Below are 12,422 nucleotides of genomic sequence, written 5' to 3' on the forward strand. Positions count from 1 at the left end.
ACCGCTCGATGCCAAAATTGCAGAAGATCCGGACCGAGTTGCTCGCTGTCCGGGAATTGTGGCGCGCCGGCGCATTGCCGAGTCCGAAGTTGTTGCCGCAGATCGGCAAACTGCGTCGTGCGGGCGGTGAGGCCGCGAGCCCGTCGATCTATGGGTTGATGTACGGCGATCGGGTGGCGATCATCGATCCCCGCGGACCGTTGACCTACGCCGAACTCGCGCGTACCTGCAACGGGTTGATCAACGGCCTGCGGATGGTGTTGCCGACCGGCAAACAGCCGACCGTGGGTGTGATGTGTCGTAACAGCCGGTTTGCGGTCATCGGACTGCTCTGCGCCACCGGACTCGGCGCCCGGGTCGTACTGCTGAACACCGACCTCGGCGCCAAGCAGATGGCCGAGGTCGTCGAACGTGAACGGGTGGACGTGATCTTGCACGACGCCGAGTTCACGCCGGTCTTGGCATTGATCGATCCGACTGTGCGTCGCTACCTCGCGTGGTCCGATGAACTCGGTGATACCAGCGCAATCGGTGCGCAGACAATCGACGCGCTGGTGGCGCGTTCGTCCACCGAGTTACCCCCGGCGCCGGCGTATTCGTCCTCGTTGGTCATCTTGACCAGTGGCAGCACCGGCGCGCCGAAAGGTGCGCCGCGCGACGGCGCTCTGGCGATGTCGCTACCCGCGGGATTTGTTTCGAAGATCGCGGTCCGGGGCACTGATCGCGTGCTGATGTCGGCTCCGGCCTTCCACGGATGGGGCCTACTGGCGACGATGGTCTGCCTGCTCACCGGTGCGACCGTGGTCATGGACCGGCGTTTCAAGGCTCCGAACTCTCTGGAGCTGTTGATCGAGCATCGTTGTACCGCGGCGATGATGGTGCCGACCATGTTGCGGCGGTTGATGGATCAGGACGCCGACGAGCTGTCCAGGGTCGATAGCTCCACGCTGCGGATGATCGCGTCGGGCGGAGCCAAACTCGATGAATCCCTGGTGCTTTCGGTACAGAAGCAGTTCGGGCATGTGCTGCACAACCTTTACGGCGCCACCGAGGCCTCGTACATCACGATCGCGACTCCGGAAGATCTTGCGGTCGCCCCGACGACCGCCGGGCGCCCGCCGCTCGGCGTCGAGGTCGCCATCATCTCCGGTGGGGTCCGGGTGCCCGAGGGACAATCGGGCCAGATCTATGTCCGGTCGGGCAGCCAGATCAGCAAGTACACCAACGGCACGTCGAAGGAAACGCTCAACGGGATGCTCAACACCGGCGACACCGGACGAATCGATGCCGCCGGTCGACTGTTCGTCGAGGGACGCAGCGACGGGATGATCATCTCCGGCGGTGAGAACGTCTTTCCCGAAGAGGTCGAACTCGCTCTCGGCCGTCATCGGGACATCGTCGACGCCGCGGTGGTGGCGGTCGCCGACGCCGACTTCGGTCAGCGCCTGCGTGCTTTTGTCGTCCCTCGTGACGGGGTGACGATCGATGAGGCCGATGTGAAAACGTATGTCGGCACCGAGCTCTCGCGCTCACGCGTACCGCGGGACGTGTTCGTGGTGCCCGAGTTGCCCCGTGGCGCCCAGGGCAAGGTCACCAAGCTGACGCTAGATGCTCTTGTTGCCGCCCGAAGCGCCACCGATGTCCCCGGCCGTGTCGCCGACGAAGTTGAGCAGTGAGTGCTTGCGGCCGTAGATGAGGTAGTAGGTCAGCACCACCGCAACCCATAGCAAGAAGAACACGTATGTGTACCAGTGCAATCCGTAGAGGATGTAGATACATGCGGCGATCGCCAGGATGGGTGTGACCGGATAGAGCGGCACCTTGAACGGCCGATAGAGATCTGGTTCGCGTCGGCGGAGGATGATCACACCGACGCTCACCACGGTGAAGGCGGTCAGGGTGCCGATCGAGACCATGTCGACCAGGTAGTGGAGCGGGACGAACCCGGCAAGTAACGCAACGATGATCGCCACAACGACGGTGTTGTTGATCGGCGTCATCGTGCGAGGGTCGATCCTGGTGAAGAACTTGGGGAGCATGCCGTCCCGACCCATGGCGAACAGGATTCGGGTCTGTCCGTAGAGGGTCACCAGTGTGACCGAGAAGATCGAGATCACCGCGCCGAGTGAGAGCACCGTCGCCGGCCACGCCTGCCCGGTGACGTCCTGGAGGATGACGGCAAGACCCGCTTCCTGACCCTCGAACTTCGACGCCTGCTGAGCGCCGACCGCCGCCAGCGCCACCAGTACGTAGACCAGGACAACGGTGACCAGTGCGGCCATCAACGCCCGCGGCATCGTGCGTTGTGGATCTTTGACCTCTTCACCGGCTGTGGAAACCGCGTCCAGGCCGATGAAGGAGAAGAAGATGACGCCGGCCGCGGCGGTGACGCCGTTGGCGCCATCGGCGAAGAACGGGGTCAGGTTGTCGCTGCTGAACGCGCTGAAGGCGATCGCGCAAAACATTGCCAGCACAGCGAGTTTGATGCCAACCATCACGGCGTTTGCCTTCGCGGACTCACTCGCACCGCGGATGAGCAGCAGTGCGCAGAGGCCGACGAGGACGACGGCAGGCAGGTTGACCCAGCCCGCCTTGTCATCCCATGGCGCGGCCGACAGCGCCTGCGGTATGGCCGGGATGTGTAGATGGTCGAGTAACTCGTTGAGGTATTGACTCCAGCCCACCGCAACCGCTGCCGTCGATACCCCGTACTCCAGGAGCAGACACCCTGCCACCGCCATGGCGACGAGTTCACCGAGTGTGGCGTAGGCGTACGAATACGTGGATCCGGAGACCGGTACCGACGACGCCATCTCGGCGTAGCAGATCGCGGCCAGACCGGCGGCGATGCCTGCGACGATGAACGCGACCACCACCGACGGCCCGGCTTTGGGTACGGCTTCGCTCATCACGAAGAAGATGCCGGTGCCGATGGTCGCACCGATACCGAAGCAGGCCAGTTGCGTGGTGCTGATGGTGCGTTCGAGACCGGTGTCGGCCTCTGCCTCGTCGCCCTTCGGAATGGGCTTACGGCGCAACAGCGTTGCCGCGGTCAGTGAACCGGGTGGTTGCGCCTGCTTCTTGTTCATGTCCATATGTGCGCCCTCAGCCTGGGAAAATGATCGTCGGAACAGTAGCCGAGGCAATGATTTTCGCGGCCCGCGAGCCCAGGAACACTCGCTTGATCGAATCGCGGGGCGTGGTGCCGATGGCCAGCAGCTCACCGCTTCGCCACTCGATTGCGTCGAATGCCGCGTCCCAGTCACTGCCGGTACTGATCGTGGTAGTTGTTGTCGGGTCGATGATGTTGTCGGTCACCAACGTGTTCATGGCGTCGGCAATCTGTTCTCGCCAGGCGTCCATCACGCTGCGTTCGATCTCCAATCCGATCTCCGGCGGAAACATGTCGGCGGGCCGCACCCCAAAGGTGGCCACCCGCAACGGGACCGCCATCTGCTGGGCCAGATCGCGGGCCGCCACCACCACGTCGGTGCCGCGATCGTCACCCGAATAGGCGCAGGTGATGCCGGTGATCTGCGAGCAGGTGTACCCCTTGGGGGCCAGGGCCAACGGGATCGAACTCGAGTGCATGAGGCGGCTTGTGGTCGCGCCCAAGGACATCCGGCCGCTCTGCGAGCTATGACTGGTACCCAGTACGAGAATGTCTGCGTCGTGTTCGGCCAGAACCTTCTGCAACGACGTGGAGACGGACCGCTCACTGACCCGAAGGAACGTCGCCGGAGTCTGCGGGAAGCGCTGCTCGAGGTGTGCGCGGGCGGCGGATTCTGCGTCGTCGCCGTAGCGTCGGGCATAGGCCCTGAACTCGGCGTCGACCCGGGCCATCGACGGCATGGCCCAGGGTTTGGGCGTGGCGGTCACCAGGACCACGTTGGTTGCCAGGGCATCGGCAAGACCGGCGCCGAGTTCGATTGCCTCATCGCCGCCGCGTCCTGGTTGATACCCGACAACGATGCTCATGCAAGGCAATCTATCCCTCGCCGGTGCGGTTCGGCAGTCTGAGCACGCGGATTGCCTGCGGACGTGCGCTGCGACACTACGATGAACCGATGCCCAATGTTCGCGCGTTGCTGACGCCTGCTCCTGCATCGGAACGCGCGCTGATCAAGGCCGATGCAGCGGCACAGGCAGAGTTGCGCGCTGCCGACGCCGCGTTGGCGGAGCTGGAAACCGACCTCGGCGAACGTCGGCGTGAGACACGCCCGAAGTGGCTGTTGGTTCTGGCGGCGTTGGTGGTGGTCGCGGCGGTGGCAGCGGTGGTGGGTGGAGTTCGCTACGCACAGTCCGACCGCGGCTACAGCGACGATGACTACATGCGTGCGGCGGCGGCTCGGGTTCAGGTGCTGCTCACACCCGACGGCGGTGACGAGGGACGTCGATCGGCACAGATCCTGGCCGGGGCGACTGGTGAGTTCGAAGACGAGTTCGCGCAATCGGTCGACGCCTATACGCAATTCGTCACGCAGATCGGTGCGGTGGCGACCGGCACCGTCGATGGCGTAGGGATGTCGACGAGGTCGGGGGACCGGGCGAGCTTGATCGTGACGGCTGCGATCACGGTGAGTAGTGATCTGACCGACGCCGCGTCGACAGACCCGGCGCCGCGCCGATTCCGGGTGCAGGTGGAGATGGTGCCGGACGGCGGATCCCTGAAGATCTCGGCGCTGGAGTTCTTCGGATGAGCCTTCGTGGACCGATCACCACTGCCGTCATCGCAGTGCTGGTGGTCGTCGTTTGTGCGGTGGGACTCGGTGTCGCGTGGCAGGCGCATGCCGACGATCAGCGCCTCGACAAGAATCGCGCCGAGGTCGCTCGAGCGGCGGGTCCATTGGTGGCCCAGCTCTTTTCCGCCGACGAGGCGAATCCGGCGGGTCGTGAGCAGGCCCGGGCTGCGGTGACCGCCGAGTTCGCCCAGCAGTATGCCGGCGTCCTGGACGTCGAACCCCCCGCCGGCGTGAGGATCGTGTGGAAACCGATGCACACCGGTATTGCCGACGTCTCGGAGAACCACGCCGACGTGGTGGTGTCTGCGCGCGTCACCGAGACCGTGCCCGGCAGCGAGGCCACCGAGGTCACTAAAGTCGTCGAGGTAGAACTCGAACGAACCGGCGATCAGTGGAAGATCGCCCGAGCGGACGAGGTGTTATGAGCGACCAACCCACCACCGCTGCCTCACATCGGGTCGACAAGGCGCGCGAGCGCGTGGCCGCGGCGGGCGCTGCGGCAAAGCAGGCCCGGGCCGCGGCGGCGCCGGCATTGCAGGCGCGCGCGGAACGCCGGCGTGGACGTCTGATGCTGGTCACCGTCTGCTGCGCCGTCGTGGCCGTGGTCCTGCTGTCAGTCACGATTGTTCTCGTCATCGCAGACCGTGGCGCCGAGGCAGATCGCGAACGTGACGCGACCGTCCTCGACGACACCCGCGCGGCGGTGGAGACGATGCTCACCATCGACCCGGCCCGGCCCGAGGAGTTCGTCGATCAGGCGATCGCGGTGACGTCGGGCGAGCAGCGCAACCGGTTGGAGGAGTCGCGTGAACAGCTGGTCGAGGTGATCGGCGGGCTACGGGTGCCCAGCACCGGACAGGTGCTCTCCGCCGGGATCGTCGGCGAGGTCGCCGGTGGTGACGCTCAGGTGCTGGTGGTCGCGGAGGGTACCAACCCGGCGGTGCTGGGAGCGGACCCTTCCCAGAGTCGGGTGGCATTGCTGGTGACGATGAAGGATTCCGGTGACCACTGGACCATCGATCGAACAGAGCCCCAATGAATCGGTTCTTGCGCGCGATGTCGGTGCGACGACGGATTGTCGGTGGACTCCTGGCCGCCTCGTTGGTGGTGCTGTCGGCGATCGCGATCGTCGGGTTCATCGGACCGCCCGAGTCGGGGCGTGGTGACGAGGGTGAGCGCCGAGCGGTGCAGTTGGCCACCGCCGACGCGGTCACCGCACTGATGACCTTTCGGCCCGACACCTTGACCGCGGCACAGGAGACCGTCGGCGCCCGTCTCACCGGACGGCTGCTGCTGCAGTTCCGGAGCCAGGGCCCCGGGGTGGTCCTGCCAACCGCGGTCGAGTCCGGGGCACAGATGACTGCGCAGGTTCTGGCGACGGGAGTCGAGGACATCGACGACGACAGCGCTCGGGTGCTGGTGTTCGTGAATCAGGACATCTCGTTACCCACGGCACAACCGCAACAACAGGTGGTGGCTGTCACAAGGTGGGCGGACATGCGTAAGGTCAACGGCAATTGGCGCCTTGCCGGGTTGCAACCTGTTGGGCCGGGCTAGCGCGGGCGATCAACTCCAAGTAGGGATGCGAGGTGTGGCGATGAGCGCCGCAATTGTGATTGTCGGAGCCGGGCTCGGTGGCGCGCGGGTGGTCGACGACCTCCGCAGCGAAGGTTACGAGGGCGACCTCATCCTCATCGGCAAAGAGGACTACGCACCGTACGACCGGCCGCCGCTGTCCAAGGCCGTGCTGGTCGGGGAGCAGGACCGGGTCGACCTCAAGCCCGACGACTTCTACGTCGAGAACAAGATCGATCTGCGGACCGGAACCCAGGTCACCGCAATCGATCCGGCTGCGCACACGATCACGGTGCGGCCCACCAGGGGCGGCGAATCCGAGACGATCGCCTACAGCTCATTGATCCTGTCGACCGGTCTGGATCCCCGCACCCTGCCGTTCGCCGACGGACTGTCCGGCGTCCACGTGCTGCGCACCGTCGACGATGCTCACACGTTGCGCTCGGAGATCGACGGTGCCACCCGTGCGGTGGTCGTCGGGGCCGGATTCATCGGCTGTGAGGTCGCCGCGAGCCTGAAGACCCGCGGTCTCGACGTCACCGTGGTCGAACCGGCACCCGCGCCGATGGCCGTGGCGCTCGGCGAGAAGGTCGGCAACATGGTCGGCCGCATCCTCACCGATCGTGGGGTCGAGGTCCGCACCGGCGTCGGCGTCGCCGATATCGTCGGCGACGGCAAGGTGACCGGTGTCGTACTGACGGACGGGACTGTACTGCCCGCCGACATCGTTGTCGTCGGCATCGGGTCGACACCGGTTGTCGACTTCCTCGACGGTTCCGGTATCGAACTCGCCGACCGCACCGTCGGCGGCGGTATCGCCTGTGACTCCGAAGGCCGGACCAGCGCAGCAGATGTCTATGCACTGGGCGACGTCGCGAACTGGAAGGACGCGGCCGGAGTGCCGTCGCGAGTCGAGCACTGGAACAACGTGGTCGAGCAGGCCAGCAAGGTCGCCAATGCGATTCTCGGTGTCGTGGTGGAGAACCCGCGCCCCGCTGTTGCGTACTTCTGGAGCGATCAGTTCGAGGTGAAGATCCAGGCGCTCGGGCATCCGTCTGGACTGGACGACGTACATGTGGTCCTCGAAGAGGACGGCAAGTTCGTGGTCTATTACAGCCGCAGTGGCATCTTCACGGCGGTGGTCGGTGCCGGCAAGCCGGCTGCGGTGATGAAGATGCGTGCCAAACTTCTTGCCCCAACCCCGATTTCGGACCTGTTGGGCTGATGTCGCGGGCCGCCGCGCCGGGCCCGCGGCCCACCGCGGCGGCGGTGATGGCAGCACTCGACGCGCTCGGTGACCCCGATCGAGCCCTGAGTTCGGCGTCGTTCTTCAAGACCGGACCCGGGGAGTACGGCGAGGGTGATCACTTCATCGGGGTGACGGTTCCGCAGCAGCGCCGGGTCGCGAAGGACTTCCGTGGCCTCGACCGGGTGGGGGTCGCGGCGATGCTCGACAGCGATGTCCATGAGCATCGGCTGACCGGATTGTTCTTGTTGCGCAGCGGATTCGAGAGCGCCACGACCGCAGCGGACCGTCAGGCCTGGGTCGACCTCTACCTGCAGGCGGTGTTCGACGGCTGCGTCAACAACTGGGATCTGGTGGACAGTTCCGCCGAATACATCCTGGGGGCCTGGATGCTGGATGGGGACCACGGGCTACTGCTCGAACTCGCCGACCACGAGGATCTCTGGGTGCGCCGGGTGGCGATCATCGCGACCGCCGCCTTCATCAAGAGCGGAGACCCGGTGCCGATCCTGGATGTGGCGCCGCGGGTTCTGGCCGACCGTCGCGACCTCATCCAGAAGGCGGTCGGCTGGATGCTCCGGGATATGGGCAAGCGCATCGACCGGGCGTTGCTGCTCGCCTTCCTCGAAGCCCATGCGGCCGAGATGGGCCGTACCGCACTGAGTTACGCGACCGAGCACCTCGACCCCGATCAGCGCGCCCACTATCGTGCGCTCAGGTGAGACCCGCGCTCAGAACTCGACCTTGAGGACCGGCGACGTCGGTCGTGCCTGACATCCGAGGATGTAGCCGTCGGCGACGTCCTCCTCGTCGAGCGCGCCGATGTGTTCCATCTCGACGGTTCCCTCGGTGAGTGTGCAGGCACACGAACCGCATTCGCCCTCGCGGCAGGAGTAGGGCACGTCGAGACCGGCACCGAGCATGATGTCGACCAGGGTTCGGCTCTTGGGCCACGACAACTGGTGGACTTCACCGTCGAGCTCGACCTCGACCGACGCGGCGTCGGCGAGCTGCTCCTCGGTGAGTTCGGCAGGTTCGGTGTCTTCGAACGGGTCGCCCGACAGCGATGTGAACACCTCGGCGTGCACCTGATGGTGCGACATCTCCACCTCGGCGAGGGCTTTGTGTACGGCGTCCATGAACGGCCCGGGGCCACACATGTAGGCGTGATACGCCTTGAACGGACGGAGCAGTGTGGCGAGCTTGTCGGCCGACGGGAGACCCTGGACCGATTCGAGCCAGTGGACGACGGTGAGACGCTGCGGGTATCGGTTCTGCAGATCCTTCAGCTCGTCGCCGAAGATGACGTCGGTCTCGCTGCGATTCGCGTAGACGAGGACCAGACGGCCACTGCCCTTGAGCAGTGCGGATTTGAGGATCGACATCACCGGGGTGATGCCGCTGCCTGCGCCGAGCAGCAGGATCGGCGCGTCGAGATCGGCTGGTGTGAAAACCCCTGAGGGCGGGAGAACCTCGATCTGGTCACCGGCGCTGACGTGCTCGCAGATCCAATTCGATCCATAGCCGTCGACGGTGCGCTTGACGGTGACCTTGGGCTTCTCGTCACCCCACGGGGACGAGGCCAGGGAATAGCAGCGGGCCACCGAACCGGTTTGATCGCTGGGGATCCGGAGCGTCAGGAATTGGCCGGGTTTGTAATCGAACCGGCCTGCGGCGTCGTCCGGGACGTCGAAGACCAGCGACTTCGCGTCGCTCGTCTCGTCGATCACCTCGGCCACGGTCAGCACAACACTGCGCGTGCTGTGTGGGGTGACGGTCACCGGCGTACCTCCTCAATGCCATGAATACTCAGCTCAATGCCATGAATACTCAGATGCCCACAAAACGAGAACACGTTCTAGTTTAGATTACCAGCAGCTGTGGTCGACCCCAACTCGCTGTTGAGGCCGTTACTCAACACGCGGGTGCCTCGGGTGAGCAGTTCGTCGAGGTCGGAATCCGGGTCGTCGAGCCACTGCTGATATGCGGCCAGGGCGGTCGCCAGCAACGTCCACGCGACGGTCTGCGGTAGATGGTCGCCCGGCTCGGCACCGGTGCGGGCGGCCACGAACTCCGCGACCACCTCGCGCCAGCCGGTGTACATCAGCATCGAATGTGCTTGTAGTGCAGGCACACCCAGCAGCAGGCGCATCCGTTTGCGATGGTGATCGCGGTAGTCCGGCGGAACCTGGTTGAAGGCCAGCAGGGCGCTGCGCAGTGCTTCGGAGACGGGCATGTCGGCCGGTACGTCGGCCAGCAGGCGGCGCATGTCGTGGAGATGCTCGTCGAAATCACCCCACGCGATCGCATTCTTCGACGGGTAGTAGCGGAACAGCGTGCGACGGGCGATGCCGGCTGCCGCGGCAACGTCGTCGACGCTGGTCTCGTCGAATCCGGCCTCGGTGAATAGCTCGATGGCCGCGTCGGTGATCTTCGACTTGGTGGTGGTGGGCCTGCGGCCGATCGGGGTGGTCATGGCAGCCGTGATGCGTTGATCAACTCATCATCTCCGTTCGCCTGACCTGCAAATTGTGTGGAAGATCCATGGTAGATCGTCATCGGTCGATGAAGTCGATCACCGCCGAGGTGAAGGCGTCGTTGCTGTCACCGGCCGCGGTATGCCCGGCGCTGAGCAGTTCGGTCACCTCGAGGTTCGGGATGAGTTCGCGGAACGCGTCCACCGACTCCTGGCTCACGACGTCAGAGAGCCGGCCGCGGATCAACTGGATCGGGATCGTGAGCCCCAGCGCCTGTTCTTCGAACATGTCGCTGGGCAGCACGGCCGGACCGCCGGTGACGCTCAGGAACGCCGGATCCCAGTGCCAGTACCACCGACCGTCCTCGCGGCGACGCAGGTTTCGCTTGAGGCCCTCGATTGTTCCGGTGGACGGTCGGTGCGGCAGGTATTCGGAGATGGCTGCCGCGGCCTGTTCGAGATCGGCGAATCCGTCACCGCCGGATGCCATGAAATCCCGGATCCGCGTGGTGCCACGCTCTTCCGGCCGGGGCACCACATCGACGAGGATGAGACGGTCGACCGTGTTCGGTGGTGCCATCGCAGCCATCCCGATGCCGGTCAGCCCGCCGAGGCTGGCGCCGACGATCGTGACCGGAAGTGTTCGGCCCGTCACGGCGGGGAGCTGTTCGAGCACCCCGAGTCCGTCGGCCTGCAGGACAGCCGGGCTGTAATCGCCGTCGGGGGCCCAATCACTTTCGCCGTGCCCGCGGGCATCGAGGGAGATCACCTCATGGCCGTGGGCCGCCAGCAATGCTCCGGTGTTCTTCCAGGAGAACCGCGTCTGGCCACCACCGTGCATGAGCAGGACGATCCGTGGTGACGACGTGCCGATCGCACCGTCGGCCGCCCGGTCCGGCGATGTGGGGGACCAGTGGTCGGCCACGAGTCGGAGACCGCCGGACCCGGTGAACTCGACTTGCCTGGGCTGCGGTGGTGTTGTTGTCGGCACGGATGCAACTCCTCTCGGGGGATCGCCTCGACTGTGCCACCTCGGCTCGCCGCGTGGTCGGCAGGGTGGGTGGCCCGGGTTCGCGCTCGGGCGGACGCCCGACCGGGGGCGATCCAATTCTCGCCGAATCGCCCGTGACCAGCATCTTCAGCGTCTACCATGGCAGCCGATGCCGAGGTCGCACAACCGAAGACATCGGCACCGGGTGAGGGGTGGAAGTCAATGCGCAGGCTCGTCTTCGAGACCGAACATGAACAATTACGGGATACCGCAAGGCAATTCATCGAGCGTGAGATCGCACCCCATGCGGCGCAATGGGAATCCGACCGCCTGGTCGACCGATCCGTGTACGTGGCCGCGGGCAAATACGGGCTCATCGGATTCAATCTCCCGCAGGAGTACGGCGGTGGCGGGATCGACGACTTCCGGTTCAACGCCGTGATCGTCGAAGAACTCGCGAAATTCGGGTCCACATGTCCGGCGCTGAGCCTGCAGAACGACATCGTCGGCCCGTATATGGCGAACCTGACCACCACCGAGCAGAAAGAACGCTGGGTACCGGGATTCGCCTCGGGTGAACTGATCGGCGCCATCGCCATGAGTGAACCGGGCGCGGGCAGTGATCTGGCGGGTATCAAGACCTCCGCGGTTCTCGATGGCGACCACTGGATTCTCAACGGTGCCAAGACATTCATCTCCGCAGGTATCAACTCGGACCTGGTGATCGTGGTGGCACGCACCGATCCCAACGCCGGGCACAAGGGATTCACGTTGCTGGTTGTCGAGCGCGGCATGCCCGGATTCGAGCGTGGCCGCAAGCTCGACAAGATGGGTCAGCACGCCCAGGACACGGCCGAGTTGAACTTCATCGACGTGGCGGTGCCGGTGACGAACGTGTTGGGGGAGGTCGGCAAGGGCTTCTACCACCTCATGCACAACCTTCCATCTGAGCGGTTGTCCATTGCGATCGCGGCGGTCGCTGGTGCGCGAAAGACCTTTGCGCAGACCCTGCAGTATGCCAAGGACCGCAAGGCCTTCGGTCAATCCATCGGGTCTTTTCAGCACAATCGGTTCCAGCTCGCGGAGATGGCCACCGAACTCGACATCGCCGAGCAGTATGTCGATCGCTGTCTGCAGGCGGTGGTCGACGGTGAACTGACGGCCGTGGATGCGGCCAAGGCGAAGTGGTGGGCGACCGAGCTCGCCAAGCGCGTGGTCGACAACTGCGTGCAGTTGCACGGTGGGTACGGATACATGAACGAGTATCCGGTTGCCAAGGCGTACGTCGATGCCCGGATCCAGACGATATTCGGTGGCACCACCGAGATCATGAAGGATCTCATCGGGCGGGATCTCGGAGTCTAGGTGCGAGTCCCGGACCTGTGCTTATGG

13 protein-coding genes are annotated in these 12,422 nt (G+C 65.0%); 8 read left to right on the top strand and 5 right to left on the bottom strand.

Translation table 11 applies throughout. The annotated features are described in order from the left end of the window. Nucleotides 1–8 precede the first annotated feature (8 nt). Complete coding sequence (locus AC1D75_RS09040; RefSeq protein ID WP_495514927.1) at nucleotides 9–1,676, top strand: AMP-binding protein; 1,668 nt, start codon at nucleotides 9–11, stop codon at nucleotides 1,674–1,676. On the opposite strand, the gene AC1D75_RS09045 is transcribed toward AC1D75_RS09040, so the two are convergent. Next, a complete protein-coding gene (locus tag AC1D75_RS09045) occupies nucleotides 1,605–3,089 on the bottom strand; it encodes an amino acid permease (RefSeq protein WP_495516021.1) in 1,485 nt (494 codons plus the stop codon). The two genes, AC1D75_RS09040 and AC1D75_RS09045, sit on opposite strands and share 72 nt — an antisense overlap. 16 nt (nucleotides 3,090–3,105) lie before the next feature. Then, nucleotides 3,106–3,978 (bottom strand): universal stress protein, encoded by an 873-nt coding sequence (locus tag AC1D75_RS09050; RefSeq protein ID WP_495514928.1) that lies wholly within the window; start codon nucleotides 3,976–3,978, stop codon nucleotides 3,106–3,108. A gap of 89 nt (nucleotides 3,979–4,067) precedes the next feature. On the opposite strand from AC1D75_RS09050, the gene AC1D75_RS09055 reads away from it, so the two are divergent. Genes AC1D75_RS09055 through AC1D75_RS09080 form a run of 6 tightly spaced genes read left to right on the top strand, consistent with a single transcriptional unit; the run spans nucleotide 4,068 to nucleotide 8,285 of the window. Continuing rightward, nucleotides 4,068–4,700 carry an Rv1363c family protein gene (locus tag AC1D75_RS09055; RefSeq protein ID WP_495514929.1) on the top strand — a complete coding sequence of 211 codons (633 nt, stop codon included), beginning with the start codon at nucleotides 4,068–4,070 and terminating at the stop codon, nucleotides 4,698–4,700. Continuing rightward, the gene (locus AC1D75_RS09060) at nucleotides 4,697–5,167 is read left to right on the top strand and encodes a hypothetical protein (protein ID WP_495514930.1); all 471 of its coding nucleotides are present in this window, start codon (nucleotides 4,697–4,699) and stop codon (nucleotides 5,165–5,167) included. The genes AC1D75_RS09055 and AC1D75_RS09060 overlap by 4 nt, the downstream gene beginning before the upstream one ends. Further along, nucleotides 5,164–5,781: a hypothetical protein gene (locus AC1D75_RS09065; protein ID WP_495514931.1), complete on the top strand. Its 618-nt coding sequence runs from the start codon at nucleotides 5,164–5,166 to the stop codon at nucleotides 5,779–5,781. Before AC1D75_RS09060 ends, AC1D75_RS09065 begins: the two co-directional genes overlap by 4 nt. Next, a complete protein-coding gene (locus AC1D75_RS09070) occupies nucleotides 5,778–6,299 on the top strand; it encodes a hypothetical protein (RefSeq protein ID WP_495514932.1) in 522 nt (173 codons plus the stop codon). The genes AC1D75_RS09065 and AC1D75_RS09070 overlap by 4 nt, the downstream gene beginning before the upstream one ends. 40 nt (nucleotides 6,300–6,339) lie before the next feature. Further along, nucleotides 6,340–7,542 carry an NAD(P)/FAD-dependent oxidoreductase gene (locus tag AC1D75_RS09075; protein ID WP_495514933.1) on the top strand — a complete coding sequence of 401 codons (1,203 nt, stop codon included), beginning with the start codon at nucleotides 6,340–6,342 and terminating at the stop codon, nucleotides 7,540–7,542. Nucleotides 7,543–7,589: 47 nt separating this feature from the next. After that, nucleotides 7,590–8,285 (top strand): DNA alkylation repair protein, encoded by a 696-nt coding sequence (locus AC1D75_RS09080; protein WP_495516022.1) that lies wholly within the window; start codon nucleotides 7,590–7,592, stop codon nucleotides 8,283–8,285. A 9-nt stretch (nucleotides 8,286–8,294) separates the two neighbouring features. Here AC1D75_RS09080 and AC1D75_RS09085 read toward each other — a convergent pair whose 3' ends face one another. The 3 genes from AC1D75_RS09085 to AC1D75_RS09095 form a co-directional block, all read right to left on the bottom strand. Further along, on the bottom strand, nucleotides 8,295–9,344 hold the full coding sequence (locus AC1D75_RS09085) for a 2Fe-2S iron-sulfur cluster-binding protein (protein WP_495514934.1): 1,050 nt from the start codon (nucleotides 9,342–9,344) through the stop codon (nucleotides 8,295–8,297). Between the two features lie 77 nt (nucleotides 9,345–9,421). Further along, complete coding sequence (gene mftR / locus AC1D75_RS09090) at nucleotides 9,422–10,039, bottom strand: mycofactocin system transcriptional regulator MftR (protein WP_495514935.1); 618 nt, start codon at nucleotides 10,037–10,039, stop codon at nucleotides 9,422–9,424. Nucleotides 10,040–10,118: 79 nt separating this feature from the next. Beyond that, nucleotides 10,119–11,030 carry an alpha/beta fold hydrolase gene (locus tag AC1D75_RS09095; protein ID WP_495514936.1) on the bottom strand — a complete coding sequence of 304 codons (912 nt, stop codon included), beginning with the start codon at nucleotides 11,028–11,030 and terminating at the stop codon, nucleotides 10,119–10,121. Nucleotides 11,031–11,252: 222 nt separating this feature from the next. Between AC1D75_RS09095 and AC1D75_RS09100 the strand changes: the two genes are divergently transcribed. Continuing rightward, on the top strand, nucleotides 11,253–12,395 hold the full coding sequence (locus AC1D75_RS09100; protein ID WP_495516023.1) for an acyl-CoA dehydrogenase family protein: 1,143 nt from the start codon (nucleotides 11,253–11,255) through the stop codon (nucleotides 12,393–12,395). The last annotated feature ends 27 nt before the right edge of the window (nucleotides 12,396–12,422 follow it).

It is taken from the genome of Williamsia sp. Y712, assembly GCF_059445525.1.